The sequence below is a fragment of the Microbacterium sp. Y832 genome, assembly GCF_057669765.1.
In genome coordinates this window covers 390,425-417,368 of record NZ_JBYHFM010000002.1, presented here as the reverse complement: position 1 = coordinate 417,368, position 26,944 = coordinate 390,425, and the positions used below count along the sequence as shown (strand labels likewise).

Sequence of the window (26,944 nt, the reverse complement as noted above, 5' to 3'; positions counted from 1 at the left end):
CATGTGTGGAATCGTCGGATACGTGGGCCCGCGGCAGAGCCAGGCCATCCTCATCGCCGGTCTGTCGCGACTGGAGTACCGCGGGTACGACTCCGCCGGGATCGCCGTCATCGACGGTGCGGGCGACCTCGACATGCGCAAGCGTGCGGGCAAGCTGCAGGTGCTGCGCGATGACCTCGCCGCGCACCCGCTTCCTGACGGGACGACCGGCATCGGACACACCCGCTGGGCGACCCATGGTGCGCCGACCGACGAGAACGCGCACCCGCACCTCGCCGACGACGACAAGCTCGCGGTCATCCACAACGGGATCATCGAGAACTTCTCCGAGTTGAAGGAGGAGCTGCTCGCTGACGGCTTCACCTTCCGCAGCGAGACCGACACCGAAGTCGCCGCCGCGATGCTCGGTCGCGAGTACCAGCGCACGGGAGACCTCTCGGCGGCGTTCCGCCACGTCGTGGCGCGCCTGGAAGGCGCCTTCACGCTCCTGGCGATGCACGAGGATCAGCCGGGCCTCGTCGTCGGCGCGCGCCGAAACTCGCCCCTGGTCATCGGCATCGGCGAGGGCGAGAACTTCCTCGGTTCCGACGTCGCGGCCTTCGTCGAGTACACCCGCAACGCCCTTGCCATCGGGCAGGACCAGATCGTCGCGATCACGCCCGGCGGAGTCACGGTGACCGACTTCGACGGCCAGCCGGTCGAGGTCGAGCCGTTCGAGGTGACGTGGGATGCCGCGGCCGCCGAAAAGGGCGGCTGGTCGTCGTTCATGGCGAAGGAGGTGTCGGAAGAGCCCGACGCCGTCGCCAACACGCTGCGCGGACGCATCCACGACGGCCAGGTCGCGATCCCCGAGCTCGACGGGCTCGACGATCTCTTCGCCGGCATCTCGCGCATCATCATCGTCGCGTGCGGCACGGCCGCTTACGCCGGCCAGGTCGGCAAGTACGCGATCGAGGAGTGGACCCGGATCCCCGTCGACGTCGAGCTGGCGCACGAGTTCCGCTACCGCAACCCCGTCATCGGCCCCGACACGCTCGTCGTCTCGATCAGCCAGTCCGGCGAGACCATGGACACGCTCATGGCCGTCAAGTACGCGCGCGAGCACGGCGCCAAGACGCTGTCGATCTGCAACACGCAGGGAGCGACGATCCCGCGCGAATCGGATGCGATCGTCTACACGCACGCCGGCCCCGAGGTCGCCGTCGCCTCGACGAAGGCGTTCGTCGCGCAGATCACCGCGCTGTATCTCATGGGCCTGCACATCGGTCGCATCCGCGGCGTGCTGGCACCCGCAGACGCCGCCGACCACGTGCGCGAGCTCGAGGCGATCCCCGGCAAGATCGCGCAGATCCTGGAACGCGAGCAGCCGCGCATCGAGCAGTTCGCGCACTGGATGGCAGACACGCGCTCCGTGCTGTTCCTCGGCCGTCACGTCGGCTACCCCATCGCCCTCGAGGGTGCGCTCAAGCTGAAGGAACTCGCCTACATCCACGCCGAGGGCTTCGCCGCCGGCGAGCTCAAGCACGGACCCATCGCGCTCATCGAACCCGGCCAGCCCGTCTTCGTGATCGTCCCGTCGCCTCGCGATTCGGCCGAGATGCACAAGAAGGTCGTCTCGGGCATCGAGGAGATCCGAGCGCGCGGCGCCCGCGTCATCGCGATCGCCGAAGAGGGCGACGTGGCCGTGCTGCCCAAGGCGGACGAGGTGCTGCGCATTCCGCTCGCCGGGCCGCTGTTCGAGCCGCTGCTCTCGGTCGTGCCGCTGCACATCTTCGCGATGGGCCTGGCCACGGCGAAGGGCCTCGACGTCGACCAGCCGCGCAACCTCGCGAAGTCCGTCACGGTCGAGTAGACGGCTCGCGCATGATCGTGGGGATCGGCGTCGACCTCGTCGACATCGAACGGTTCGAACGCTCGATCTCGCGCACGCCGCGCCTGCTCACGCGCCTGTTCGCCCCCGCCGAGCGGCCGCTCGCGGCCCGCTCGCTCGCGGCGCGCTACGCCGCGAAAGAAGCGCTCATCAAAGCGCTCGGCGGATCCGACGGGGTCTACTGGACCGAGATCGCGATAGAGCCCGAGCCGTCGGGGCGCCCGAGGTTCGCGCTGAGCGGGTCGACCGCCGAGACGGTCGCCGAGCGCGGGATCACGGCACTTCACCTGTCGATGTCGCACGACGCCGGGCTCGCGACCGCGTATGTCATCGCCGAGGCGACGCCCGGCGCGGGAGACGTCGCATGAGCGCCCTGCCCGCGGGCGTCGCCCGCGAAGCCACGATCGACGTCGGTGCGATCACGGCGAACGTGCGCCACCTGCGTCGCCTCACCGAAACCGCGGTGATCGCGGTCGTGAAGGCCGACGGCTACGGGCACGGCGCCGTGCGCTCGGCGGTCGCTGCCCTCGAGGGCGGGGCCGCCAGACTCGGCGTCGCCGAGATCGCCGAAGCGCTCGCCCTGCGGCGTGGGGGGATCACGGCCCCGATCATCGCCTGGCTCCACGCGCCGGGGGCCGACTTCCGCGAGGCTGCCGAGGCGGGGATCGAGCTCGGGATCTCGTCGTACGACCAGCTCGTACGGGCTGAGGCCGCCGCGACCGGTCCGCATCCGGTTCGCGTGCACCTCAAACTCGACACGGGCCTCTCCCGCAACGGCATCGCCCCCGCCGACTACGGGGTCGTGTTCGCCGAAGCAGCCCGTCTCGAGCGCATCGGTCGGCTCCGGGTCGAGGGAGTGTTCAGCCACCTCTCGAACGCATCCGACGATGAGGACCGCGCCGCCCTGCGTGTCTTCCTCGACGGCATCGCGGCGGCGGCCGCTCTGGGCCTGCGCCCCGCCGTCCGCCACCTCGCCGCGACGTACGCCGCCATCGCACTGCCCGAGACCCGACTGGACTGCGTGCGCATCGGGATCGGCATGTACGGACTCTCGCCGTTCGCCGACCGGACATCGGCCGAGCTCGGCCTGCAGCCCGCCATGACCCTGCGCGGTGCCGTCACGGCCGTTCGGCGCGTCCCGGCAGGCACGGGCGTGTCCTACGACTACGCCTACCGCACCGAGCGTGAGACGACGCTCGTGCTCGTGCCGCTCGGCTATGCGGACGGCGTCCCCCGCCAGGCATCCGAACGCGGCCCCGTCGTGATCGGCGGTCGCCAGTTCCGTGTCTCGGGCCGCATCGCGATGGACCAGTTCGTCGTCGACGTCGGCGACCACCCCGTCTCGCTCGGCGACGAGGTCGTGCTCTTCGGCGATCCCACGCTCGGCCAGCCCGCGGCATCGGACTGGAGCGACGCGGCGGGGACGATCAACTATGAGGTCGTCACGCGGATCGGGGCGCGCGTGCCGCGCCGGCAGGTCGCGTCGTGACGGGCTTGGATCCGCTCGTCGGCGTGCACGAGATCCTCGCGCCGGCGGACATGGAAGACCTCGGCGAACGCATGGGGCGGATGCTGCGCCCCGGCCAACTCGTCGTTCTGACGGGTCCGCTCGGTGCCGGCAAGACGACCCTGACCCGCGGCATCGCGGCGGGCCTGGGTGTGCGCGGCCCGATCCAGAGCCCGACGTTCGTGATCGCCCGGACGCACCCATCGCTCAGCGGCGGTGCCCCGCTCGTGCACGTCGATGCGTACCGCCTCGGCTCGGCGCCCGAGCTCGACGACCTCGACATCGACTACGAGGGGTCGGTCGTCGTGGCCGAGTGGGCCGCGCCGTTCGCGGCGTCGATCGCGGACCGGTGGTGGGAGGTCGAGCTCGACCGCGAGGCGGCCACGCAGCTCGAGGCTCCGCGCAACGCGTCCGTGGCCGGGGTCGCAGAGGACGTTCTCGACGATGACAGCCCGCGCCGCGTGACGATCTTCCGGCGCCCCTGACCCGGGTGGCCGGGGCGGTCTCTAAGGCTCCCCGCCGCGCGGCATCCCCGTGACCCGGCGGCAACGCCACCCTCGCTGTGGGTTCAGCCGCGGGCTCGGCGCGCGGTCGCCGTCTCGCGGTTTACCCTGGATGCGTGATCCTCGGCATCGACACCTCGCTCGGCACCGCCGTCGCCGTCGTCGAATCCGACGGCGTCGTCTGCGCGGATCTGGCCAGCCCGAATCCCCTCGGCCACGCCGAGGTGATCGGAGACCTGCTCGTCGCCGCGCTCGCCGCGGCCGAGCGCGGCCCCCTCGGCCAGACCGGGGCTGCCGCGTCCGTCGAGATCAGCCACGTCGCCGTGGGCATGGGGCCGGGGCCCTTCACGGGGCTGCGCGTCGGTATCGCCGCGGCACGGGCCTTCGCGCAGGGTCGGGGCGTGCCGGTCGTTCCCGTCGTGAGTCATGACGCCGCGGCGCTGGCGATCCTCCTCGCCGATCCGTTCGCCGCGCTTCCGCGCTTCGCCGTCGTGACCGACGCGCGGCGCCGCGAGTTCGCGTACACCGTGTACGACGGGCTCGACGACGACGGCCTGCCCATCCGAGTGACCGAGCCCGCTCTGACCCCGCGCGACGCGATCGACGCCGTGCTCGCCGAAATGGGGGCCGAGCGCCGCGACGTCGCTGCCGTCTCGGGGGCGATGGTCGGTCTCGCTGCGGCGCGCGCGCTCACCGCCGGCCGCACGATCGGGCCCGACGATGCGCTGTACCTGCGCGCGCCCGATGTGACCCCGCCCGCCGCCCGCAAGCGGGTGGGCGCATGAGTCTGCGACGCGCGACGGCCGGCGACCTCACTGCCATCATGGCGCTCGAGCGTGCCTCGTTCCCGTCGGATGCCTGGAGCGAAGGCATGATGAAGGAGGAACTCGCCTCGCCGCACGGCTATTACGTCGTCGACGAGACCGCGGGACATGTCTCGGGGTATGCCGGGCTGCGGGCGATCGCCGGGGCCAGGGATGCCGACGTGCAGACGATCACGATCGCGCAGGAGGCCCGGGGTCGTGGCCGCGGCCGCGCGCTGCTGCGCGCGCTGCTCGACGAAGCCGTGCGACGCGGCGTCCGCGACGTCTTCCTCGAGGTGCGCGCCGACAACCCGGTCGCGCAGGCTCTGTATGTCTCAGAAGGGTTCCTCGAGATGGGGCGACGTGCGCGCTACTACCAGCCCGACGACGTCGACGCCGTCGTGATGCGACTCGCCCTCGCCGGCTGGCAGGCCGCGCACGGAGCGGCACCCGCCGATGCGGGAGCACACGCGTGAACCGCCGCGAACCCCTCGTGCTGGGCATCGAGACGAGCTGCGACGAGACCGGAATCGGCATCGTGCGCGGCCGCACCCTGCTCAGCAACACGATCGCGAGTTCGATGGACGAGCACGCCCGCTTCGGCGGCGTGGTGCCCGAAGTGGCCGCTCGGGCGCACCTCGAAGCCCTGCAGCCCTCGATCGAGGCGGCCCTTGCCGACGCACACGTCTCTCTGGACGAGATCGACGCCGTCGCCGTCACGAGCGGGCCCGGGCTCGCGGGCGCGCTCATGGTCGGCGTCGGGGCAGCGAAGGCTCTCGCCGTCTCGCTCGGCACGCCTCTCTACGCCGTCAATCACCTCGTCGGGCACATCGCCGCCGACATTCTGACGGGTGACGAGGTCGAGTACCCGACCGTCGCCCTGCTCGTCAGCGGCGGACACACCTCGCTTCTGCTGGTGCGCGATCTCACGAGCGACGTCGAGCTCCTCGGCGAGACCATGGACGACGCCGCGGGCGAGGCCTTCGACAAGATCGCCCGCATTCTCGGGCTGCCCTACCCCGGTGGGCCCGAGATCGACCGTGCCGCCGCCGAGGGCGACCCCACCGCGATCCGGTTCCCGCGCGGGCTGTCGCGCGCCTCGGACATGGCGCGCCACCGCTACGACTTCTCGTTCTCGGGGCTGAAGACCGCGGTCGCACGCTGGATCGAACAGCGCGAGGCGGCGGGGGAGCCCATTCCGGTCGCCGATGTCGCGGCATCCTTCCGCGAAGCGGTCGTCGACGTGCTGGTCACCAAGGCTCTCGCGGCATGCGCCGATCACGGCGTGCCGCGGCTTCTGCTGGGCGGGGGAGTCATCGCCAATCGCCGACTGCGCGACGTCGCGATCGAGAGGGCGGATGCCGCGGGTGTGCAGGTGCGCATTCCACCGCTGTCGCTGTGCACTGATAATGGCGCCATGATCGCCGCCCTCGCTTCCGAGCTCATCATGTCGGGTCGCCCGCCGTCGACGCTCTCCTTCGGTGCGGATTCGACCCTGCCCGTCACCGAGATCCAGGTTGCCGAGGAGGACGCGTGACCGACGCCGATGCCCGCCGGCCCGTTCCGGTCACGCCCGCCGTGGGGCCGGCGTCACCCGACGTCGACCTCGCCGTCGACGCCGTGCCCCTGCCCGGTGCTCACCGCGGCGGGTTCTCGCGGCTGCCGACCGCTCCCGTCGACGTGACGACCGAGCTGCATCCGGCCGAGCCGGGCAGCGAGGACTACGCCGCAGCGACGGTGGAATGGCTCATGCCGCCGCCCGCATCGCGCGGGCTTGCGGGCTGGGCGCTCGGGTTCGCGATCGTGGGACTCATCGGCTCACTCCTGGTGGGCTGGGCTTTCCCCGTCGGGCTCGTCGGCGTCATCCTCGGCATCGTCGCGCTGCGCAACCCCGTCGAGAGTCGTGCCACGGCGGTCTGGGCGATCGTCCTGGGCTCGGTCTCGATCGTGTACAGCGCCGGGTGGCTGCTGTGGGCGGCCGGACAGCTGAACCTCTTCGCCTGACCGCGCCTGCGTGACCTCCGTCACGGGCCGCGCCGGGGTGTCGGGCACAGACCCGGCTGCTGCGCAGTGCTCAGAGCCGGTCGGCGAGGAGGGCGACGCGGCGGGTGCCGATGCGTGTGAGGAACAGCGTTGCGGCGGCGTCACCGCGCAGCTTGAGCGACCGACGCAGCACGGCCGGGTCGACGTCGACGCCGCGCTTCTTGATCTCGAGCCGGCCGATGCCGCGTTCACGCAGCGCCGCGCCGAGCTTGCGCACATCGGCGGGCAGCTCTTCGCGCACCCGGAACGTCGAGACGAAGGGCGAGGTGAGTGGTGAATCCGAGGTGAGATACGCGATGTGCTCGTCGAGCATGCCGGCATCCAGCGAACGGGCGACGTCGCCGATCAGGCGCGCGCGGATGACCGCTCCGTCGGGCTCGTGCAGGTACTCCCCGAGCGGCCGCGCCGGCTCATCGGCGGCATCGGCCCCGGCCGTCAGCTCATGCGCCGCGTCGCCGCGCATCACGAGCGCGGAGCGACGGATGCCGGGGCGCGCGAGCGCCCCCGACCACAGCACCAGCTCGATCGTCGATCCGTCGGCGCTGACCCACTGAGCCTCGACACCGGCAGGGATCATGTCGCGGTCGAGCCCCGGTCCGAGCTTGACCCCGGCGGGCATTCGCTCGGCCAGCGCGAAGACCCACTCGAGAGACGGCGACCAGTCCTCGGGCCGAGTGCGGGTCGTCTCGGTGCGGCCGGCTGTCCGGCGCGCGGGGTCGAGCCACACGGCATCCGTCGTGGCGAGATCGAACGTCTCGGCGGTGCCGTGTGCGACCGTCACGTCGTCGCCGAACGGTGCGAGGTTGTATGCGGCGATCGCGGCGGTGATCTCATCCGCGTCGACCGCCGACACCCGCAGCCCCAGGCCCGCGAATCCGAGCGCGTCCCCGCCGATGCCGCAGCCGAGATCGGCGACCCGCGTCAGACCCGCCTCGCGGAACCGAGCGGCATGGCGCACCGCGACGGGCAGTCGCGTCGCCTGCTCGAGGCCCGCCCGCGTGAACAGCATCCGCTCAGCGAGATCACCGAACTTGGCGCGCGCTCGCTCGCGCAGGCGCGCCTGCGAGACGACGGCCGAGACGAGGTCGGGGGCGTGCCCGGCACGGCGCAGGCGCGTGACGGTGCGGGCGACGTCATCGGTCGAGTGCGCGGCGGGCAGCTCGTCGAGCAGCCGCATCCCCTCGGGGGTGAGCAGCGCGGTGAGCTCAGCCGTGTTCACCCCGCCAGCCTAGGCTGAGACATCGAGCTGGCACTCACGTTGCGCGAGTGCTAGCGCTTTGCCTAGACTTGCGTTAGCACTCTCGCTGTGCGGGTGCTAACGAGTCTTCAGTCTCAAGGAAAGAAGAGGTAGACCGTGTCGGTTTCCATCAAGCCGCTCGAGGACCGCATCGTCATCAAGCAGGTCGAGGCCGAGCAGACCACGTCCAGCGGTCTGGTCATCCCTGACACCGCCAAGGAGAAGCCCCAGGAGGGCGAGGTCGTGGCGGTCGGCCCCGGCCGTATCGACGACAACGGCAACCGTATTCCGCTCGACGTCGCTGTCGGCGACCGTGTGATCTACAGCAAGTACGGCGGCACCGAGGTCAAGTTCGGCGGGGACGACCTGCTCGTTCTGTCGGCGCGCGACGTCCTCGCGGTCGTCGTCCGCTGAGAACCCCGCCTCACTGAGGCGATACGAAGGACTCGGATGCTCCGGCATCCGAGTCCTTCGTCGTTTTCCGGACGGTGCCGAGCCGGGGCTGTGGGCCGCGCTCACACACCGGCCGTCGCGGTGTTCCGCCGGCCCTAGGGTGGACTGGTGACCCGAGACCTGCCCGCCGCCGAGCCCGCTGACGTGACGGGCGGTGACCTCGGTGAAGCCGCCGTCATCACGGGCGGCGTACCGATCCCGGTCCGACGCAGTGCGGCCGAGCGTGAACGCCTTCTCGGTGGGATCTACGGCTTCGCGGCGTACCTGTGGTGGGGCTTTCTGCCGCTGTACTTCGTCTTGCTCGTTCCGACCGGTCCCTGGGAGATCGTCGCCTGGCGCATCGTGCTGTCGCTGATCTTCTGCGTGCTGCTGCTGTCGGTGACGCGCACATGGGGGCGGTTGGCGCGACTGTTCCGCCAGCCCAAGGTGCTCGGGCTCACCGCCCTCGCAGCCGTGTTCATCTACGTCAACTGGCAGGTCTTCATCATCGGGGCGCTGTCGGGCCACGTGATCGAGACGAGCCTCGGCTACTTCATCAACCCGATCGCCACCGTCCTGCTCGGGGTGCTCGTGCTGCACGAGAGGCTGCGCATCACGCAGTGGGTCGCGATCGGAATCGCCGGGGCGGCAGTCGTCGTCATCATCGTGGGATACGGTTCCGTGCCGTGGATCGCGCTGACGCTCGCGGCATCGTTCAGCCTCTACGGCCTGGTGAAGAAGAAGGTCGGTCCGGCGGTCGACGCCGTCAGCGGACTGACGCTCGAGACCTTGTGGCTCATGCCGATCGCGACGGTCATCTTGATCGTGGTCGCGACGACGACCGGTCTCACCTACGGCGCGAACGGCGCCGGACACACCGTGCTTCTGAGTCTTGCGGGGATCGTCACGGCCGTGCCGCTGCTGCTCTTCGCCGCAGGAACGCGCCGCACGTCTCTCACGGTGATCGGACTGCTGCAGTTCATCACCCCCTTCCTGCAGTTCATCTCGGGGGCGTGGATCCTCGGTGAGCCGATGCCTCTCGAACGATGGATCGGTTTCGCGCTCGTGTGGGTGGCGCTCGCCGTGCTCATGGCGGATTCGGTCCTGCACGTGCGCCGATCGCGGCGCCAGCGCGTGCGCTGACCGGGGCAGCACCCCGCGACGCGAGGCGGAATCCGCGGAATACCGGGGCCTGCGGCAGCCGATCGCGCTTCCGTTATAGATCGTTAACGAATGGCAACACTGCGGCGCCCATTGCGCCGTTAGGTTATGACCATTGGGACGGCACCCGAGCCGAGCCCCGTCACCCACAACAAGGAGAAACATGAGCGTCTTCACCCGCTCGCGCAAGTCCGCCATTCTCGGCGGCATCGCGCTCGCCGGTGCCAGTGCACTCGTTCTCGCCGGCTGCGCCGGCGGAGGAACGGGTGGCGACAGCACCGAATCACCCAACACGTCGGAAGAGCGTGACCTCACGCTCAGCATCGGAACCGTGCTGCCCCAGACCGGTGCGCTCGCGTTCCTCGGCCCGCCGGAAGAGGCCGGCGTCGGCCTCGCCGTCGCAGAGATCAACGAAGCAGCCAAGGGCATCACTGTCGATGTCGAGTACGGCGACTCGGGCGACCCCGACAACAAGGCCTACGAGACCACCGTCCCGCGCCTCCTCGGCAACGGCGTTCAGGCGATCATCGGTGCTGCGGCATCGGGCGTCACCAAGCTCTTCCTCGACCAGGCAGTCGGTGCCGGCGTCATCACGTTCTCGCCCGCCAACACGTCGCCCGACTTCACGACGTGGGACGACAACGGCCTCTACTTCCGCACCGCTCCCAGCGACCTGCTGCAGGGCGAGGTGCTGGGCAACCTGATCGCCGAAGACGGCGCATCGACGCTCGGCATCATCTACCTCAACGACGCGTACGGCACGGGCCTCGAGGCCGCGCTGACCGAGACGTTCGAGGCCACGGGTGGCCAGGTTGTGGCATCCGAGTCCTACAACGCCGGTGACACGAACTTCTCGGCTCAGGTGTCGTCGATCCTCGCGCAGAACCCGGAGGCCATCGCGGTCATCGGCTTCGAAGAGACCGCGACGATCGCTCCGTCGTTCGTCAACAGCGGCTTCGACGGCTCGAAGTTCTACTTCGTCGACGGCAACACCTCGCAGTGGGGTGCTGACATGCCCGTGGACATCACCGGCTCGAAGGGCACGCAGCCCGGCCCGGTGCTCTCGGACGACTTCCAGGACCGCCTCATGGCGCAGTGGCAGGAGCAGGCCGGCGAGGAACTCGTCGACTTCAACTACGCCGGTGAGTCCTACGACGCCGTCGTGCTCCTGGCGCTCGCTGCTCTGGCCGCGAACTCGACGGACGCCGCTGAGATCGCTGCGAAGCTGCAGGAGGTCTCGGGTGGTTCGGGTGACGGCGAGAAGTGCGACACCTTCGCCGCATGCGCCGACATCATCCTCGCGGGTGGCGTCGCCGACTACGACGGCTACTCCGGTGGCGTCGCGTTCGACGAGGCCGGCGACCCGACCGAGGCATCGATCGGTGTCTTCGAATACCAGGAGGGCAACGAGCACGTTCGCATCAACTAATTGATGCGCTGAGCTCTTCAGCCACTCAGGGCCCCGGTTCCTCACGGAACCGGGGCCCTTCTCGTTGTGTGCCGGCTGCGAGGGGCGCTGCGGCCCCGCAGGATCCGCAGGTCTGGGCCAGCGGATCCCGCGCATGCTCAGGGATACGCGCCCGCAGGAGGGTGTCTGCAGCCCGGGGGAGTATGCCGAGGGTGCACGAGCGGTGTCGCATCGAGCTCAGAGGCACGCGCCCAGGAGAAGACGCACGCGCCCAGGAGAGTGCTCCGGGTTCGGCAGGGGGCACGGGGGCGGGGAAGCGCTGGGGCCAGGGAGAGGGACGCAGGCGCGCAGGGAAGAAGCCCGTGCTCGGGGGAGATGCCCGTACACGAGAAGCCCGTACACAAGAGAAGAGGGGTGGATGCCGCGGCATCCACCCCTCTTCTCTTTACGGCGAGATCAGTCCTGCCCGAGCGAACCCAGGTACAGGCCGATGACCTTCGGGTCATTCAGCAGCTCGCGGCCCGTGCCGTGATACGCATCGCGGCCCTGGTCCAGGACGTAGCCGCGGTCACAGATCTGCAGGCACCGACGGGCGTTCTGCTCGACCATGATCGTCGTCACACCCGCCTTGTTGATGTCCGAGACGCGGATGAACGCGTCGTCCTGGCGCACGGGTGACAGACCAGCCGACGGCTCATCGAGCAGCAGCACGGCGGGGTCCATCATGAGTGCGCGCGACATCGCGACCATCTGGCGCTCACCGCCCGAGAGCGAGCCCGCGCGCTGCTTGAGGCGCTTGCCCAGCTCCGCGAAGATCCCGGTCACGAACTCGAGCCGCTCGGCGTATGCCTTGGGGTTCTGGTAGAGCCCCATCTGCAGGTTCTCCTCGATGGACAGCGAGGGGAACACGTTGTTCGTCTGCGGCACGAAGCCCACACCACGCGACACGAGCTTGTCGGAGTTGAGCCCGATGATGCTCTCGCCGTTGACCGTGATCTCGCCAGCGCGAACCTTGACCATGCCGAAGATCGACTTCAGCAACGTCGACTTTCCGGCACCGTTGGGTCCGATGATGCCGATCAGCTCACCCTTGCGGGCGATCAGGTTGGCACCGTTGATGATGTTGATGCCGGGGAGGTAACCCGCGTCGAGATCCTTGACCTCCACGACGATGCGGTCGCTCTTGGCAGCCTCGCCCGCGGGGGCTCCGGCCGTCGTCATCTTGGTCACTTGTTCTCCTCCTCGGCTTCGGCGATCGACTCGGCCTCGGCCTGCTCGATGTCCTCGAGCATCTCGATTGCGGAGGTGTTCAGTTCACCTTCGATGCGCCCGGTCACGATGCCGAGGTCGACGTCCTGGTGGGCGCCGAGGTACGCGTCGATGACCGCCTTGTTCTGCATCACGCTGTCCGGCGGCCCCTCGGCCACGACACGGCCTTCGGCCATGACGACGACCCAGTCGGCGATGTGCCGCACCATGTGCATATCGTGCTCGACGAAGAGCACGGTCATCCCGAGCTCCTTGAGGTCGAGGATGTGCTCAAGCAGCGACTCGGTCAACGCGGGGTTCACACCGGCCATCGGCTCGTCGAGCATGACGAGCGTCGGGTCGTTCATGAGGGCCCGCGCCATTTCGAGCAGCTTGCGCTGACCGCCCGACAGCGACGCCGCGTAGTCCGAGGACTTCGCGTCGAGCTTGAAGCGCTTGAGCAGGCTCCGCGCCTTGCCCTCGATCTCGGTCTCCTGCTTGCGCCAGACCGCCGGGATCATGCTCGTCCAGAAGCGCTCGCCCTTCTGCTTCGAGGCGCCGAGCTTCATGTTCTCGAGCACCGTCAGCAGCGACAGCGCCTTGGTGAGCTGGAACGTGCGCACCTGACCCAAGCGTGCGACCTTGAACGACGGCACACCGGCCAGCTGAGTCCCGTCGAAGCTCCACGTGCCCGAGTTGGGCTTGTCGAACCCGCACAGCAGGTTGAACAGCGTCGTCTTGCCGGCACCGTTGGGTCCGATGAGCGCCGTGATGGCGTTCCGCGGAACCTCGAGGTGCTGCACGTCGACAGCCGTGAGGCCACCGAAACGGCGGGTCACATTGTCGATGATGAGGATCGGGTCGGTCTTGGCGACGCCGGGGACGGCCTCGCCCTTTGCGAGCCCGGTCGCCTTGGGACGACGGATGTTGCCCGTTGTGGGGGCGACACCGCCCTCGGGAGTGATGTTATTTGACAAAGGTCAACTCCCTCTTGTTGCCGAGGATGCCCTGCGGGCGGAATATGACGAGCAGCATCAGCGCGATGCCCACGAGGACGAAGCGCAGCGTGCCCGCTTGGATCGGCGAGATCGGCAGGATCCCGATCGACGCGAGCGCCGGAAGGACCCCATCGAGGAACGCCATGATCACCCAGAAGACGACGGCACCCAGCGCCGGCCCGAAGACCGTCGCCGCACCGCCGAGCAGCAGGATCGTCCAGATGAAGAACGTCAGGCTCGTCGTGTAGGTGGCGGGAACGACCGCCGACGGAAGCGCGAAGACCACGCCGCCGAGCGCACCGAAGATGCCACCGAGCACGAGCGCCTGCATCTTGTAGGCGAAGACGTTCTTACCGAGCGAGCGCACGGCGTCTTCGTCTTCACGGATCCCCTTGAGGACGCGACCCCACGGGCTGCGCATGACCGCCCACACGATGTAGACCGCGATCGCCAGCAGGATGACGCCGAACACGCGCACCCACAGGGCGTCAGCCGTGTAGGTCCACGGACCGAAGCCGTACGTTCCGGGCGGGAACGGGTTCGCCGCGCGGAAGCCCGCGTGGTACCCGCCGAGGCCGTCGGCCGAGTTGGTGACCGCGTCGAACGCCGTCGTCGTGAACAGCAGTCGCACGATCTCGGCTGCCGCGATCGTCACGATGGCGAGATAGTCCGCTCGCAGTCGCAGCGTCGGGATACCCAGGATGAAGGCGAACACGGTCGCCGCCACCATCCCGATCAGGATGCCGACCCACCACGGGAGTCCGAACGACAGGATCGAGATCGCGTAGCTGTACGCGCCGATCGCCATGAAGCCCGCCATACCGAAGTTCAGCAGGCCGGCATAGCCGAAGTGGACAGCGAGGCCCGTCGCAGCGAGTGCGTAGGCGATCGTCGTCGGGCTGAACAGCCAACCCGCGGTGTTATTGAGAATTCCTCCCCAGTCCATGGTCGCCTCCTATCCGAGTCTCTCTTTACGGCCCAGGATGCCCTGTGGCCTGACCAGCAGAATCAAGATGAGCACGACGAGCGCACCCACGTACTTCAGGTCGGACGGCAGCCAGAGGGTCGAGACCTCCACGAGCAGACCGACGATGATCGCGCCGATGAGGGCGCCGAACGCCGTCCCCAGCCCGCCGAGTGTCACGGCAGCGAAGATGAGCAGCAGGATGTGCACACCCATGTCCCACCGCACGCCGGGGCGGAAGTAGCCCCAGAGGATGCCGCCGAGGGCCGCGAGTGCCGCCGACAGGACCCAGACGATCCGGATGACGCGATCGACGTTGATTCCGGATGCCGCGGCCAGGCCGGGGTTGTCCGAAATCGCCCGCGTCGCCTTGCCCACGCGGGTGCGCAGCAGCCAGAAGGCCACCAGGACGAGCACGACGATGCTGATGCCCATCGACATCAGGGCGACGGGCGACAGAGCGATCGCACCGAAGAGCTGAATCTTCGTCGATCCTGCGCCCGGCAGCTGCGACGTCGATCCACCCAGGAAGAACTGGTAGATGTAGCGCACCGCGAGCGACAGGCCGATGCTGACGATCATCAGCGGGACGAGCCCGATTCCCTTTCGGCGCAATGGCTTCCACAGCCCCGCATCCAATGTGTAGCCGAACAACCCGCCCGCGATGATCGTGAGGGGGATCGTCAGCCACATCGGGATCTGCAGGCCGACGCCCAGCGCGACCGCGATGACGGCACCGAAGGTGACGAGCTCGGCGTGCGCGAAGTTGGTCAGGCCCGTCGTTCCGAAGATGAGCGAGACACCGATCGCTGCAAGCGCGAGCAGCAGACCGAAGTTCAGTCCGTTGATGATGCGCTCGACCAGCTGGTCCACGAACGACGTCGTGACCCGCTCGCCCTCACCGAGGAAGAGGTTGATGATCTTCGACCCGGTAAGGCCGAATTCCACATCGAACGAACCCGAGGAGCCTTCCTTGAGAGCGATGCCGTCGCCCAGCTGTGCCGGGTCGACGATGACACCGTCGGGCAGCGAGGATTCGTCGACCGTGAGGACGTACGAGTCCTTCTCTGGAACGTACAGACGCCACTTGCCCTCGGTGTCGGTCACGGTTTCAGCGTCGAACCCGTTGCCTTCGATCGTCATGGTCACATCGGAAACAGGTTCGCCCTCGAACGTGATGATTCCACCGAAGTAGTAGTCGGTTACCTCTTGCTCCTCGGGTGGATCACCCGTATCGGCCCAGGCGCCTTGCGGCGTGTTGAAAACGAACAGCATGGCGGCGAACACCGCCGCGATAACTGTCAATAGCCCGCGCCGCGATCGTGTCGCGGCCACAATCGTAGAACCCACAGAACCTCCAGTAAGGCACCACGGACACCGAAGGCTCGGGTCGCAATCGGCCGTGATGAACGACGGTTCGACCTTATTGCGTCGTCGGCGATTCGTACACAGCGCATTTTTGGACGTAATCGAATCGGAACACGGAAGGGTTGCTAAGAGCCGCAAAAGGCGGAACAAACCCGCCAGCCCGACACTTAGACTCGGTACGGCAGGTTCCGCGTGTGCACCGGCCGTCGCCGTTCACCCCCGAGCACTACGCGCCGTGCAAGACCTGCACCGCGCAGGAGACCCCATGGAGCACAACGATCCCTTCGGCTTCGTCGGACTGACCTATGACGACGTCCTGCTGCTGCCCGGCCACACCGACGTCATCCCCAGCGAGGCCGACACCTCCTCACGGGTGACGCGCCGCATCACCGTCGCGACACCGCTGCTGTCCAGCGCCATGGACACGGTGACCGAGTCGCGGATGGCGATCGCCATCGCTCGCGAGGGCGGGCTCGGCATCATCCACCGCAATATGTCCATCGACGAGCAGGCCGCGATGGTCGACCGGGTCAAGCGCAGCGAATCGGGCATGATCACCGACCCGATCACGACGACCCCCGACGCCACGATCGAAGAGGTCGACGCTCTGTGCTCGCAGTATCGGATCTCGGGGCTCCCCGTGATCGATGAAGAGGGGCGCCTGCTCGGCATCATCACCAATCGAGACATGCGGTTCGTCTCGGGCTTCGAACGGCAGACGACCCTTGTCAAGGACGTCATGACCAGTGAAGGGCTGGTGACCGGCAAGGTCGGCATCGGCGCGAACGACGTCATCGCGCTGTTCGCGCATCACCGCGTCGAGAAGCTGCCGCTCATCGACGACGACGGCAAGCTCGCCGGTCTCATCACGATCAAGGACTTCGACAAGAGCGAGAAGTACCCGCTCGCCACGAAGGACGAGCACGGGCGACTGCGCGTGGGCGCGGCGATCGGCTTCTTCGGCGATGCATGGCAGCGTGCCGAGGCCCTGCGCGACGCGGGTGTCGACGTCCTCGTCGTCGACACGGCCAATGGACAGTCGGCGGGCGTCATCGACATCGTGAAGCGCATCAAGGCTGACGCATCCTTCGATCACGTCGACGTCATCGGCGGCAACGTCGCGACGCGCGAGGGTGCGCAGGCGCTCATCGACGCGGGTGTCGACGCGGTGAAGGTGGGCGTCGGACCGGGTTCGATCTGCACGACACGCGTCGTCGCCGGCGTCGGCGTGCCGCAGGTGACGGCGATCTACGAGGCGTTCCTCGCGGCGCGCGAATCCGGCGTGCCGGTCATCGCCGACGGCGGGCTGCAGTACTCGGGCGACATCGCGAAGGCACTCGTCGCGGGCGCCGACACGGTCATGCTCGGGTCGCTCCTCGCGGGCACCGACGAGTCGCCCGGCGAGATCGTCTTCCAGGGCGGCAAGCAGTTCAAGCTGTACCGCGGCATGGGCTCGCTCGGAGCGCTGCAGACCCGCGGCAAGAAGACTTCGTACTCGAAGGACCGGTACTTCCAGGCCGACGTTCCCAGCGACGACAAGCTGATCCCCGAAGGCATCGAGGGCCAGGTCGCCTACCGCGGGCCGGTGTCGGCCGTCGCCTACCAGCTCATCGGAGGCCTGCGGCAGTCGATGTTCTACGTCGGCGCTCGCACGATCGACGAACTCAAGTCCAAGGGCAAGTTCGTGCGCATCACGGCGGCGGGTCTCAAGGAGTCCCACCCGCACGACGTGCAGATCGTCGTCGAGGCGCCCAACTACAAGAGGTGACCGGGCGGCGTCCGTCTCACGACGGGTGAGGGGTGACGGATGCCGCGCCCCGGCGTATCGTCGGCGGCATGTGCCGCAGCATCCACACGCTTCACAATTTCGAGCCCGCCGCCAGCACGGAGGAAGTGCATGCGGCGGCGCTGCAGTACGTCCGCAAGATCGCCGGGACGACGAAGCCGTCGCGGGCCAATCAGGACGCCTTCGCTCGGGCCGTGCACGCGATCGAGCATGCGACGCAGCACCTGCTCGATGAGCTCGTGACGGCGGCGCCGCCGAAGAACCGTGACGAAGAGGCCGCGAAGGCGCGGGCGCGCGCCGAGAGTTCGGGCCGCTACTCGGCCGCCTGAACGCCCGCAGCGGTGTCAGCCGTGGCGGGTAGGCTGGGGGCGTGAGCATGGACATCGAACTCGGTCGGGCCAAGCGCGCGCGTCGCGCGTATTCGTTCGACGACATCGCGGTCGTCCCCTCGCGGCGCACGCGAAATCCCGAAGACGTCTCGACGGCGTGGACGATCGACGCCTTCAGCTTCGACATCCCCGTCCTCGGCGCGCCGATGGACTCCGTGGTCAGCCCGCAGACGGCGATCATGCTCGGTCAGCTCGGCGGGCTCGGCGTGCTCGACCTCGAGGGCCTGTGGACCCGATACGACGACCCGGAGCCCCTGCTCGCCGAGATCGCGGGGCTCGAGAAGGCCGCCGCGACGCAGCGCATGCAAGAGCTCTACGACGAGCCGATCAAGCCCGAGCTGGTGCGTGATCGTCTCGCCGAGATCCGCGAGGCCGGTGTCACCGTGGCCGGCGCCCTCACGCCGCAGCGCACGCAAGATCTCTACGAGACCGTCGTCGCGGCCGGCGTCGACCTCTTCGTCATCCGCGGCACGACCGTCTCCGCCGAGCACGTCTCGAGCGTCGACGAGCCCCTCAACCTGAAGAAGTTCATCTACGACCTCGACGTGCCCGTCATCGTCGGCGGAGCGGCCACCTACACGGCGGCCCTGCACCTCATGCGCACGGGCGCCGCGGGCGTGCTCGTCGGCTTCGGCGGCGGAGCCGCCTCGACGACGCGCGCGACGCTCGGTCTGCACGCGCCGATGGCGACGGCTGTGGCCGATGTGGCCGGCGCTCGCCGCGACTACCTCGATGAGTCGGGCGGGCGATACGTGCACGTCATCGCCGACGGCGGAGTCGGCACGTCCGGCGACATCGTCAAGGCTCTCGCGATGGGCGCCGACGCCGTCATGCTCGGTGTCGCGCTCGCGCGCGCGACGGATGCGCCGGGGCGCGGCTACCACTGGGGCCCCGAAGCGCACCACTCCAAGCTTCCGCGCGGCCGCCGGGTGCGGGTGGACCAGGTCGCGAGCCTCGAAGAGATCCTTTACGGGCCCGCGCCCGTCGCCGACGGCACCGCCAACCTCATCGGCGCGCTGCGCAAGTCGATGGCCACGACCGGGTACTCCGACCTGAAGGAGTTCCAGCGCGTCGAGGTCGTCGTCGCGCCCTACACGGGCGGATGATGAGTCCGGCGGGGGGCGACCCCTCGGCGCGCTCAGGAACCGACGGCCGGGGTGCGGAGCCGGTGCCTGAGATCTTTCCGCCGACGCTTCGTGAGGTCATGCTGCGGCCGCGGTGGATCGGCATGCTGCTGCTGTGCCTCGTCGTGGCCGGTGTCTTCGCCTGGCTCGGCCAGTGGCAGCTGTCCAACGCGATCGACACCGATCCTCCGCCGCCGGGTGCGACCGAGGTGCAGCGCCCACTCGCCGACGTCGCCGCGCCGGGGGAGTACGTGCCCGAGCCGCTCGTCGGACAGCGCGTCGAGGTTGAGGGCGCCTGGGTCCCCGGCGACTTCCTGATCGTCGCTTCGCGGTTCAACGGCGGCGAAGAAGGCTTCTGGGTGACGGGCCAGCTGCGCATCGACGGCATCCTCGAGCCGACCTCGATCGCCGTCGCCGTGGGGTGGGCCCCGACCCTCGAGCAGGCGGAGTCCGCGGCCGCACAACTCGATGCCGAGGCCGCCGGCGGTGCGACGGTGACGGTTCAGGGCCGGCTGATCTCGGACGAAGGACCCACCTCACCGCGCAGCGAAGCCGACCCGTTGACGTTGACCCGCATGGCGAGTCCGGCGTTGCTGAGCCGCTGGCACGACACGGAGGGTCTCGACGTGTACCGGGGGTACATCGCCTCACCCGATGCTCCCGCGGGTCTTGTCGACATCGATTCGCCGCCGCCGGCCGAGCGCTCGCCCGTCAACTGGCTGAACATCTTCTACGCCGCTGAGTGGGTCATCTTCGCCGGCTTCGCGTTCTATCTCTGGTATCGCCTCGCGAAGGACGCGTGGGAGAAAGAGACCGAAGACCTCGAGGATGCGGCTGCCGAGGGGGAAAGAAGCCCTGCGTAGCCCGGGTAAACTGGACTCCATGCCCCGCCCCCCCAAACTCGCCAGTTTCCCGGCGATCCGCGGAGCCCTGAAGTTCTATGAGATCTGCTCGGTCATCACCGGCGTCGGCCTGCTGCTGCTGGTTGCCGAGATGATCCTCAAGTACACGCCGCTGCACCTCGAGCTGTTCGTGGGCGGATCCGGTGGCTTCCTTTGGCTCGCGCCCGTCATCGTCGGCCCCGGCTGTGAGTGGTGGTCGCTGTTCCTGCCGATGACCAACTCCTGCGAGATGATCTCGGTCGGCGACGGCTTCAACGTCTCGCTGGCGATCCTCGTCGTGCACGGCTGGTTCTATGTCGTGTACCTGTTCTCGTGCTTCCGCATCTGGAGCCTCATGCGCTGGCCTTTCCTGCGCTTCATCGTCCTCGCGCTCGGCGGCATCGTGCCGCTGCTGTCGTTCTTCATGGAGGCGCGTGTGTCTCGCGAAGTGCGCCAGTACCTCGCGGCGCGCGAAGCGGCCGAGGCTTCTCCCCCCACCATCCCCGCAACGGAAGGGTCACGTTGACCGAGCAGACCGAAACCTCGCAGCGACCCGTTCTGGTGGTCGACTTCGGGGCGCAGTACGCGCAGCTGATCGCCCGCCGCGTGCGCGAAGCCGGCGTCTACAGCGAGATCGTGCCGCACACCGTGACCGCTGCTGAGATCGCGGCGAAGAACCCCGTCGGCATCATCCTCTCGGGCGGCCCGTCGTCGGTGTACGCCGAGGGAGCGCCCGCGCTGGACGCCGACGTGTTCACGCTCGGCGTGCCGACGCTCGGCATCTGCTACGGCTTCCAAGTCATGGCCAAGACTCTCGGCGGCGAGGTCGAGAACACGGGCTTGCGCGAGTACGGTGCGACGGATGCGGCGATCGCGAACGACGGCGGCGTGCTGCTGGGTGGCCAGCCCGCGCAGCAGAACGTCTGGATGAGTCACGGTGACCAGGTCTCGCGCGCGCCCGAGGGCTTCGACGTGCTCGCCTCGACCGCCGTGACCCCGGTCGCCGCGTTCGGCAACGACGACAAGCGGCTCTACGGCGTGCAGTGGCACCCCGAGGTCAAGCACTCCGACCACGGGCAGCGGGTCATCGAGAACTTCCTGCACCGGGCGGCCGGGCTGCCCGCCGATTGGAACAGCGGCAACGTCATCGCCGAGCAGATCGAACGGATCCGCGCGCAGGTCGGCACGGGTCGCGTGCTGTCGGCGCTGTCCGGCGGGGTCGACTCGGCCGTCTCGACGGCGCTCGTGCACGAGGCCGTGGGCGACCAGCTCGTCGCGGTCTTCGTCGACCACGGCCTGCTGCGCAAGGGAGAGCGCGAGCAGGTCGAGAACGACTACGTCGCATCGACGGGCGTGCGTCTGGTGACCGTCGACGCGCGCGAGCAGTTCCTCTCGGCGCTGGCCGGTGTCAGCGACCCCGAGCAGAAGCGCAAGATCATCGGCCGCGAGTTCATCCGCTCCTTCGAGAAGGTGCAGGACGACCTCATCGCCGAAGCCGCCGCCGAAGGCGAGCCCATCCGGTTCCTCGTGCAGGGCACGCTCTACCCTGATGTCGTCGAGTCGGGCGGAGGCAGCGGCACGGCGAACATCAAGAGCCACCACAACGTGGGGGGCCTGCCCGAAGACCTGCAGTTCGAGCTCGTCGAGCCGCTGCGCACTCTGTTCAAGGACGAAGTGCGCGCGATCGGCCGCGAGCTCGGGCTGCCCGAAGCGATCGTGGGGCGCCAGCCGTTCCCCGGCCCCGGGCTCGGCATCCGCATCGTCGGCGAAGTGACCGCCGACCGACTCGAGATCCTGCGCGACGCCGACGCGATCGCGCGCGAAGAGCTCACGAACGCGGGCCTGGACGGCGAGATCTGGCAGTGCCCTGTCGTGCTCCTCGCCGACGTCCGCTCCGTGGGGGTGCAGGGCGATGGCCGCACCTACGGCCACCCCATCGTGCTGCGCCCCGTCTCGTCGGAAGACGCCATGACGGCGGACTGGACGCGGCTGCCGTACGACGTGCTCTCACGCATCTCGAACCGGATCACGAACGAGGTGCGCGACGTCAACCGCGTCGTCCTCGACGTCACGTCCAAGCCGCCCGGCACGATCGAATGGGAGTGATCCACGCGGCGCCCGAGCGCGCCACGTGCGACACTGGACGCCACCGGGCGTTCGCGCCCCGCCTCCTGTGAGGAGACCGATGTCAGCATCGGAGTTCGGCATCACGCCGCTGGAGATGCCACGCAGCATCCGCGAGTCGGTTGAGCGCGCCCTCGCCGCGGGCATCGTCTCGGGCGAGCTCGCCGAGGGAACGCTTGTCTCTGTGCCCACCCTGGCGGCGAAGTTCGACGTCTCGGCGACCCCCGTGCGAGAGGCGATGCTCGAGCTCGAGCGGCGCGGCTTCGTCGAAGCGGTCAAGAACAAGGGCTTCCGCGTCACCGAGGTCAGCCGAGACGGACTGAGGCAGATCGTCGAAGTGCGACAGCTGCTCGAGCCACCCGCGATGGAACAACTCGCGCGGCGTTTTCCCCGTGAGCGGATGCCGGAGTTCCAAGAGCTCGCCGGCGCCATCATCGCCGGGGCCGAAGCGGGCGACCTGCGCGCCTACCTCGAAGCCGACCGCGCCTTCCACCTCGAGCTGACCGCGATCCTCGGGAACGATCTGCTCGTGGACACCGTCGCCGAGTTGCGTTCTCGCACGCGGCTCGTGGGGTTGTCCGCACTGCTGGAATCGCGGCAGCTCGAAGAGTCCGCCGCCGAGCACCTCGAGCTGCTGAGCCTGCTCGACGCGGGAGACGCCAAGGGTGCGCGAGTGCTCATGCAGCGCCACATCTACCACACGCTGGGCTGGTGGTCGGGGCGCCCCGAGTGACCCGGTCAGTCGCCTGACGGCATCCGGTCGACGAGGATCGCGTCGACGGCGTCGTCGAGGTCGTTGATGACGCCGCGCCAGCCGCGCAGAAGCGTACCCCCGGCGCCGATGACGGCGAGGAACGGCGGCTCGGTCACGGCATAGGCCTGCCACGCCGCGCCGGCGGGATCACGGGCGATGAGGTGTTCCACGTCGTTGTCACGCGCATACGTCGTCATCTGCTCGACGTCGCTGCGTTCGGAGACGGCGATGACGGTCACGGCATCACCGTACGTCTCGACGACGTCGTTGAGCTCTGCCTGCGCATCGGCGCACAAGTCGCACCACGTCTCGGTGAACGCCAGCAGAACGGGGCGGTCGCTCCACAGGTCCGAGAGCGAGATGACCGTGCCGTCCAGGAGCGTCACCTCGGCATCGGGTGCCTGTGGCGCGGCATCCGTGTCGATCGCGCGGTATTGGACACCCGACGGCACGGGACCGGGCAGGGTCGACCCGGGTGAGGTCGCCGATGTGCAGGCGCTGAGTGCGAGCACGCAGACGAGAGCGGGGGCGGCGAGGAGGCGTCTCACGGGAGGATCGCCTCCCACACGCCGTCTTCGCGATGAGGCATCATGACGATGTCCGTTCTGTCACCCGTATCGAGGTAGGCGACCTCGATTCCCTCGGGGAGGGCGGCGTCGAGGAGGAAGACGCACGCGGTCGGTTCGGCGAGACCGTCGAAATCGACGTCGATCATCTTCTCGGCGGTTCCCTGGGGGATCGTGCCCTCGGCGATGACGTCGCCGTCATCGTCACGGACCGTGAAGGATGCCGTCGCGTGCACGTCGCGATACGGTCCCGACCCGTTGCACGGCTCACCCGCGACACGCTTCTCGCCGTCCTTGAGCAGCAGACGGGCGGTGGGGGCACCGCCCGGGGTGCCGGCGCAGCCGGAAAACACCACGACCGCCGCGGCGAGCGTCGTGGCAAGCGCGAGGCGTGCTCGGCTCATGAGTGCTCCTTCGGGAGCGAGGACGGCGGAGCGGCCCGCGGGAACACGGGCCGCTCCGTCGCGTCAATCGCAGGCGAACGCGGGATAGGTGACGGTCGAGCCGTGATCGGATCGCCCGTCGGCCGCGCCGCTGATCTGCACATCACCGGCGGACAACGTCGCCGTGCGCGTGTTGATCGAGACACTGGCCGTCGCTCCGGGCTGCACCGAGGCGAACGTCTTGTCGCCGTACGCGCTTCGGACGGTGACCGCGGAGGGAACGGTGTCTTCGTTCCGCACCGTGACCGAGGCGTACACCTTGCCGCCGAGGCAGCGAGGCGTCACCTGGGCGTCGAGTGCGACCTCGGGGTCGCTCTCGAGGAGCGCCGTGTCGACCGTGCACTCCGCCGTCGCCGTCTTCGACGGGTCGGACTCGCTCGTCGCGGTGAGCGTCACGACGGTCGAGTCGGCCGCGTCGCCCGTGGGATAGACGTAGACCGGCACCGATGCGGACTGGCCCGTGCGGGCCGCCGTGAGGGTGTTGGCCAGCTCGGCGTTCCAGCCCGCGCCATCGGCCGTGGCGGACAGGCGGTAGACGTCTCCGTCGACCTTCGCCGACACATCGCTGGGGTGAAGCGCCGCGTCGATCCCCGCGGTGCTGCCGGTGTTGGTCACGGGGAACGTGCACGTGGCGGCCTGGCGAGGCTCGTACAGCTTCGCCCGGACATCGGTCGTGCTCACGCCGCGGGTGTGCGGTCCCGCGCCGTCGAGGGAACGGACGGCGAGGGTGTAGCTGAGCACGCCCTCGTCATCGCGCTGCGTGTCGACGACGTAGAAGTGCAGCCGGTTGGCTTCGTCGATCCATTCCTTCTGCGAGCCGGACTTCTCGCCGGCCTTGAAGAGGGCGTCGTTGAGCTGGCGGTGATCGGCGATCGTCGCCATGACCGGTTCGCCGCCCGTGGCCCACTCGCCCGGGACGGTCGGCTTGTAGTAGTCGACCATCTGGATGTCCTCGGGGTTGGCGTCGATGACCCAGTTGAGGCAGTTGTGGCCGCACAGGGAGTCTTCGCCGTTGCGGTAGCCGAGGTGGCCACCACCGGCGGGATCCTGCGCATTGCCCCACTTGTTCTTCGCGATGAGCACGCCGCTGTCGGGGTTGAACGAGTCGAAGCCCATCCGGTCGATCACCTCGAGGGTGTAGTTGTCCCACGAGCCGCCGTCACACATCGGGTCGGTGCTGATGTCGCACGCGGGGGTCTTGTCGTCGGCGTGCGGCCACTCGATCCACAGTCCCGATGTTCCCTCGACACCCGGGTCGACGGCGCGAGCGGTGACGGTGTCGAGGATCAGGCCGGTGTCGTCGAGTCCGTCGCGCGTGACCCGCACGAGGTTCTCTTCGGGGAGCAGGCCCATGTGCCGCTTGTTGCGCACCATGAGGCCCGACGGGCTCCAGCCGCCCTGGTTCGCCGGGACGACCCATCGCATGTGGTGGCCACCGGGACCGTTGAACGAACCGCGATCCATCATGTCCCACGGCGCCGAACCCACGCGGCGCAGCGGCGCGGGCGGGTTCTGCAGGTGCGAGAACGGGTTGTTGTTGTTGTCGCCGACTTGGAAGAAGAAGTGCCCGATCTCGTGCGTGATCGTGCCCGAGCTCTCGGCCTGGCGGATCGAGGAGAGGCCCCACTGCTGGGCGGCGGCGCGCCATGACGTCCACTCGACGTAGCGCGTGGGCGCCCAGTTGGGCATCGTGTTCTCGGGGTCGAACTCGGCGGGCGGGCCCCACGCGTCGGGCACCGACTCCTTGGTCGGGAACATCATCTGGCCGAACTCCTGCCAGATCGATGTCTCGTCATAGCCGGCGTAGATGCGCAGCAGCACGTCGTAGCCGCAGTTGCGCGCGTTGCCGCCGAGCTCGGCGGTCTTCGCGGCGCACCACGCGGCGGGCGTCATGCCGGCCTCGGCGGCCATCCCGGCTTGCCACTGCGTGACGACGTCGTTGTCCATCCGGCCGTTGCAGGTCTCGCCTGGGGGGCAGGAGTCGTTTTGACCCCACTCGTTGAGGCCGTACTCGAAGAGGTTGCGGGGCAGTTCGTACGGCCCGTACGCATCCATGAAGTCGATGCCGTAGGTCCCACGGCTCTGCTCCATCCAGTACTCATGGATCGTACGGCCCTTGTTGATCTCGTTCGGCTCCATGTAGTGCGAACGGTAGAACTCGGGAACGTCGTCACGCGGGATCGGGTCGATCTGCGGGTTGCCGAACGGATCGGAGCCCTTCGGCAGCGTCATCACGAAGGGCTGATCGGGGAAGTCCACCGCGATGAGTGCGACGCTGAGGCCGCCTTCGGACGGAGCGACGTCAGGGTCGTTCCACTGAGTGTCGGGGATATCGGTCCAGTCGTCCCATGTCATGTCGTACTGGTTCTGCCAGTCCTGCGCGTCCAGTGGTTCCACGACGAACGGGTCGGTGTTGGGCTGCTCGGAGGCCATGACGGCCGAATCGGTCACGGCCAGGCCCGCGACCAGCAATCCCGAGACTGCGACAATGGACCATTGACGACCCCTGCGCCGCGGCGCGAACCCATGATGCGTCATTGCGTACCTTCACTTCTTTGTGGGGGAGAGCGTCATACGGAGTTGGGGGAACCGCGATGACGCCTGTCTGCAATCTGTAACATATTACTGTGCCGGGCCGCCACTGCCGCCGAAACTCGCTGACGACTGAAATGACAGAGAAAGGCCCGGTCATGAGCGCTTCTGAGTACGCCGTACGTAATCTTCACATTCGCGACCACACCGTCGCCGTGCCGCTGGACTGGGCTGTCCCCGGCGGCCGCACGATCGACGTGTTCGCTCGCGAAGTCATCCGCCCCGGCGGCGAAGACCTGCCGGTCCTCGTCTTCCTGCAGGGTGGCCCCGGGGGCGCATCCCCCCGCCCCATGCCGCACGACACCGACTGGATCGCCGAGGCGCTCAAGACCCACCGCGTGCTGCTGCACGATCAGCGAGGCACGGGCCGGTCCACCCGCGTCGAGGCGGCGACGATCGCGGCGATGACCGACGAAGACGCCGCCGCGTACCTGCTCTGCTTTCGCGCCGACTCGATCGTCGCCGATCTCGAGCACATCCGCGAACATGTCTTCGGCGGCATGCGATGGGAGACGCTGGGACAGAGCTTCGGCGGGTTCATCACGCTGAGCTACCTTTCGACCCATCCCGAGGCGCTACGCGCGTGCTACGTCACGGGGGGGGCTCACCTCGACGCGACCCGATGCCGTCGAGGTCTACCGCCGAACCTTCCCCCGCGTCGCCGGCAAGACGGCGCAGTTCTACCGCAGGTATCCCGCCGACGCCGCGATCACGGCCAGGATCGCGGACCTCCTCGACGCAGA

Annotated in this window: 26 protein-coding genes and 1 pseudogene; 19 read left to right on the top strand and 8 right to left on the bottom strand. The window is 68.7% G+C overall.

Features of this window, described 5'->3' with window-relative positions; genetic code table 11:
* Position 1: 1 nt before the first annotated feature.
* From glmS to AC25YV_RS04780, 8 genes are all read left to right on the top strand, one after another.
* Positions 2–1,852, top strand: a complete 1,851-nt coding sequence (gene glmS, locus AC25YV_RS04815; RefSeq protein WP_488122693.1) for a glutamine--fructose-6-phosphate transaminase (isomerizing) — start codon at positions 2–4, stop codon at positions 1,850–1,852.
* 11 nt (positions 1,853–1,863) lie between these two features.
* The gene (locus tag AC25YV_RS04810; RefSeq protein WP_488122692.1) at positions 1,864–2,238 is read left to right on the top strand and encodes a holo-ACP synthase; all 375 of its coding nucleotides are present in this window, start codon (positions 1,864–1,866) and stop codon (positions 2,236–2,238) included.
* Complete coding sequence (alr, locus tag AC25YV_RS04805) at positions 2,235–3,359, top strand: alanine racemase (RefSeq protein WP_488122691.1); 1,125 nt, start codon at positions 2,235–2,237, stop codon at positions 3,357–3,359. Before AC25YV_RS04810 ends, alr begins: the two co-directional genes overlap by 4 nt.
* Positions 3,356–3,862, top strand: coding sequence for a tRNA (adenosine(37)-N6)-threonylcarbamoyltransferase complex ATPase subunit type 1 TsaE (gene tsaE, locus AC25YV_RS04800; RefSeq protein WP_488122690.1), 507 nt, complete (start codon positions 3,356–3,358; stop codon positions 3,860–3,862). The genes alr and tsaE overlap by 4 nt, the downstream gene beginning before the upstream one ends.
* Before the next feature lie 134 nt (positions 3,863–3,996).
* Positions 3,997–4,665 carry a tRNA (adenosine(37)-N6)-threonylcarbamoyltransferase complex dimerization subunit type 1 TsaB gene (tsaB, locus tag AC25YV_RS04795; RefSeq protein WP_488122689.1) on the top strand — a complete coding sequence of 223 codons (669 nt, stop codon included), beginning with the start codon at positions 3,997–3,999 and terminating at the stop codon, positions 4,663–4,665.
* A complete protein-coding gene (gene rimI, locus AC25YV_RS04790; protein WP_488122688.1) occupies positions 4,662–5,159 on the top strand; it encodes a ribosomal protein S18-alanine N-acetyltransferase in 498 nt (165 codons plus the stop codon). Before tsaB ends, rimI begins: the two co-directional genes overlap by 4 nt.
* Positions 5,156–6,220, top strand: a complete 1,065-nt coding sequence (gene tsaD, locus AC25YV_RS04785) for a tRNA (adenosine(37)-N6)-threonylcarbamoyltransferase complex transferase subunit TsaD (RefSeq protein WP_488122687.1) — start codon at positions 5,156–5,158, stop codon at positions 6,218–6,220. The genes rimI and tsaD overlap by 4 nt, the downstream gene beginning before the upstream one ends.
* Positions 6,217–6,687 carry a hypothetical protein gene (locus AC25YV_RS04780; RefSeq protein WP_488122686.1) on the top strand — a complete coding sequence of 157 codons (471 nt, stop codon included), beginning with the start codon at positions 6,217–6,219 and terminating at the stop codon, positions 6,685–6,687. The genes tsaD and AC25YV_RS04780 overlap by 4 nt, the downstream gene beginning before the upstream one ends.
* A 70-nt stretch (positions 6,688–6,757) precedes the next feature.
* On the opposite strand, the gene AC25YV_RS04775 is transcribed toward AC25YV_RS04780, so the two are convergent.
* Positions 6,758–7,945 (bottom strand): class I SAM-dependent methyltransferase, encoded by a 1,188-nt coding sequence (locus AC25YV_RS04775; RefSeq protein ID WP_488122685.1) that lies wholly within the window; start codon positions 7,943–7,945, stop codon positions 6,758–6,760.
* A gap of 135 nt (positions 7,946–8,080) precedes the next feature.
* Here AC25YV_RS04775 and groES point away from each other — a divergent pair, with 135 nt between their 5' ends.
* The 3 genes from groES to AC25YV_RS04760 all read left to right on the top strand — a co-directional run bounded on the left by groES (position 8,081) and on the right by AC25YV_RS04760 (position 10,985).
* A complete protein-coding gene (gene groES / locus AC25YV_RS04770) occupies positions 8,081–8,377 on the top strand; it encodes a co-chaperone GroES (protein ID WP_194414427.1) in 297 nt (98 codons plus the stop codon).
* A gap of 216 nt (positions 8,378–8,593) precedes the next feature.
* Positions 8,594–9,538, top strand: coding sequence for an EamA family transporter RarD (gene rarD / locus AC25YV_RS04765; RefSeq protein ID WP_488122876.1), 945 nt, complete (start codon positions 8,594–8,596; stop codon positions 9,536–9,538).
* 181 nt (positions 9,539–9,719) lie between these two features.
* Positions 9,720–10,985 (top strand): ABC transporter substrate-binding protein, encoded by a 1,266-nt coding sequence (locus tag AC25YV_RS04760; protein ID WP_488122684.1) that lies wholly within the window; start codon positions 9,720–9,722, stop codon positions 10,983–10,985.
* A 435-nt stretch (positions 10,986–11,420) separates the two neighbouring features.
* On the opposite strand, the gene AC25YV_RS04755 is transcribed toward AC25YV_RS04760, so the two are convergent.
* From AC25YV_RS04755 to AC25YV_RS04740, 4 genes are read right to left on the bottom strand one after another with little or no spacing between them, the layout of a single operon-like run.
* Positions 11,421–12,185, bottom strand: a complete 765-nt coding sequence (locus AC25YV_RS04755) for an ABC transporter ATP-binding protein (protein ID WP_488122875.1) — start codon at positions 12,183–12,185, stop codon at positions 11,421–11,423.
* A 5-nt stretch (positions 12,186–12,190) separates the two neighbouring features.
* Positions 12,191–13,189 (bottom strand): ABC transporter ATP-binding protein, encoded by a 999-nt coding sequence (locus AC25YV_RS04750; RefSeq protein ID WP_488122683.1) that lies wholly within the window; start codon positions 13,187–13,189, stop codon positions 12,191–12,193.
* Positions 13,179–14,156 carry a branched-chain amino acid ABC transporter permease gene (locus AC25YV_RS04745; protein ID WP_488122682.1) on the bottom strand — a complete coding sequence of 326 codons (978 nt, stop codon included), beginning with the start codon at positions 14,154–14,156 and terminating at the stop codon, positions 13,179–13,181. The genes AC25YV_RS04750 and AC25YV_RS04745 overlap by 11 nt, the downstream gene beginning before the upstream one ends.
* A gap of 9 nt (positions 14,157–14,165) precedes the next feature.
* Positions 14,166–15,470: a branched-chain amino acid ABC transporter permease gene (locus tag AC25YV_RS04740; RefSeq protein ID WP_488122874.1), complete on the bottom strand. Its 1,305-nt coding sequence runs from the start codon at positions 15,468–15,470 to the stop codon at positions 14,166–14,168.
* A gap of 337 nt (positions 15,471–15,807) precedes the next feature.
* Here AC25YV_RS04740 and guaB point away from each other — a divergent pair, with 337 nt between their 5' ends.
* From guaB to AC25YV_RS04705, 7 genes are all read left to right on the top strand, one after another.
* The gene (gene guaB / locus AC25YV_RS04735) at positions 15,808–17,310 is read left to right on the top strand and encodes an IMP dehydrogenase (RefSeq protein WP_488122681.1); all 1,503 of its coding nucleotides are present in this window, start codon (positions 15,808–15,810) and stop codon (positions 17,308–17,310) included.
* 68 nt (positions 17,311–17,378) lie between these two features.
* On the top strand, positions 17,379–17,657 hold the full coding sequence (locus AC25YV_RS04730; RefSeq protein ID WP_488122680.1) for a DUF2277 domain-containing protein: 279 nt from the start codon (positions 17,379–17,381) through the stop codon (positions 17,655–17,657).
* A gap of 47 nt (positions 17,658–17,704) precedes the next feature.
* Complete coding sequence (locus AC25YV_RS04725; protein WP_488122873.1) at positions 17,705–18,823, top strand: GuaB3 family IMP dehydrogenase-related protein; 1,119 nt, start codon at positions 17,705–17,707, stop codon at positions 18,821–18,823.
* 98 nt (positions 18,824–18,921) lie between these two features.
* Positions 18,922–19,704 (top strand): SURF1 family protein, encoded by a 783-nt coding sequence (locus tag AC25YV_RS04720; protein WP_488122872.1) that lies wholly within the window; start codon positions 18,922–18,924, stop codon positions 19,702–19,704.
* Between the two features lie 19 nt (positions 19,705–19,723).
* Complete coding sequence (locus AC25YV_RS04715; protein ID WP_488122679.1) at positions 19,724–20,248, top strand: DUF3817 domain-containing protein; 525 nt, start codon at positions 19,724–19,726, stop codon at positions 20,246–20,248.
* Entirely contained in the window at positions 20,245–21,828 is a 1,584-nt protein-coding gene (guaA, locus tag AC25YV_RS04710; protein ID WP_488122678.1) for a glutamine-hydrolyzing GMP synthase, read from the top strand. Before AC25YV_RS04715 ends, guaA begins: the two co-directional genes overlap by 4 nt.
* 79 nt (positions 21,829–21,907) lie before the next feature.
* The gene (locus AC25YV_RS04705) at positions 21,908–22,579 is read left to right on the top strand and encodes a GntR family transcriptional regulator (protein WP_488122677.1); all 672 of its coding nucleotides are present in this window, start codon (positions 21,908–21,910) and stop codon (positions 22,577–22,579) included.
* Positions 22,580–22,584: 5 nt separating this feature from the next.
* Here AC25YV_RS04705 and AC25YV_RS04700 read toward each other — a convergent pair whose 3' ends face one another.
* From AC25YV_RS04700 to AC25YV_RS04690, 3 genes are all read right to left on the bottom strand, one after another.
* Positions 22,585–23,148, bottom strand: coding sequence for a TlpA family protein disulfide reductase (locus AC25YV_RS04700; RefSeq protein ID WP_488122676.1), 564 nt, complete (start codon positions 23,146–23,148; stop codon positions 22,585–22,587).
* Positions 23,145–23,570: a hypothetical protein gene (locus tag AC25YV_RS04695; protein ID WP_488122675.1), complete on the bottom strand. Its 426-nt coding sequence runs from the start codon at positions 23,568–23,570 to the stop codon at positions 23,145–23,147. The genes AC25YV_RS04700 and AC25YV_RS04695 overlap by 4 nt, the downstream gene beginning before the upstream one ends.
* A gap of 63 nt (positions 23,571–23,633) precedes the next feature.
* On the bottom strand, positions 23,634–26,060 hold the full coding sequence (locus tag AC25YV_RS04690) for a hypothetical protein (protein ID WP_488122674.1): 2,427 nt from the start codon (positions 26,058–26,060) through the stop codon (positions 23,634–23,636).
* A 218-nt stretch (positions 26,061–26,278) separates the two neighbouring features.
* On the opposite strand from AC25YV_RS04690, the pseudogene AC25YV_RS04685 reads away from it, so the two are divergent.
* Positions 26,279–26,944 (top strand): annotated as a pseudogene (locus AC25YV_RS04685) (alpha/beta fold hydrolase); the annotation flags it as partial.

Excerpts from the sequence above, each read along its gene's own strand:
- glmS (WP_488122693.1), top strand. The coding sequence starts at position 2 with ATGTGTGGAATCGTCGGATACGTGGGCCCGCGGCAGAGCCAGGCCATC.
- AC25YV_RS04760 (WP_488122684.1), top strand. The coding sequence starts at position 9,720 with ATGAGCGTCTTCACCCGCTCGCGCAAGTCCGCCATTCTCGGCGGCATC.
- alr (WP_488122691.1), top strand. The coding sequence starts at position 2,235 with ATGAGCGCCCTGCCCGCGGGCGTCGCCCGCGAAGCCACGATCGACGTC.
- AC25YV_RS04810 (WP_488122692.1), top strand. The coding sequence starts at position 1,864 with ATGATCGTGGGGATCGGCGTCGACCTCGTCGACATCGAACGGTTCGAA.
- AC25YV_RS04725 (WP_488122873.1), top strand. The coding sequence starts at position 17,705 with ATGGACATCGAACTCGGTCGGGCCAAGCGCGCGCGTCGCGCGTATTCG.
- AC25YV_RS04695 (WP_488122675.1), bottom strand. The coding sequence starts at position 23,570 with ATGAGCCGAGCACGCCTCGCGCTTGCCACGACGCTCGCCGCGGCGGTC.
- rimI (WP_488122688.1), top strand. The coding sequence starts at position 4,662 with ATGAGTCTGCGACGCGCGACGGCCGGCGACCTCACTGCCATCATGGCG.
- AC25YV_RS04705 (WP_488122677.1), top strand. The coding sequence starts at position 21,908 with ATGTCAGCATCGGAGTTCGGCATCACGCCGCTGGAGATGCCACGCAGC.
- AC25YV_RS04715 (WP_488122679.1), top strand. The coding sequence starts at position 19,724 with ATGCCCCGCCCCCCCAAACTCGCCAGTTTCCCGGCGATCCGCGGAGCC.
- AC25YV_RS04720 (WP_488122872.1), top strand. The coding sequence starts at position 18,922 with ATGCTGCGGCCGCGGTGGATCGGCATGCTGCTGCTGTGCCTCGTCGTG.
- AC25YV_RS04755 (WP_488122875.1), bottom strand. The coding sequence starts at position 12,185 with ATGACGACGGCCGGAGCCCCCGCGGGCGAGGCTGCCAAGAGCGACCGC.
- guaB (WP_488122681.1), top strand. The coding sequence starts at position 15,808 with ATGGAGCACAACGATCCCTTCGGCTTCGTCGGACTGACCTATGACGAC.
- AC25YV_RS04745 (WP_488122682.1), bottom strand. The coding sequence starts at position 14,156 with ATGGACTGGGGAGGAATTCTCAATAACACCGCGGGTTGGCTGTTCAGC.
- AC25YV_RS04730 (WP_488122680.1), top strand. The coding sequence starts at position 17,379 with ATGTGCCGCAGCATCCACACGCTTCACAATTTCGAGCCCGCCGCCAGC.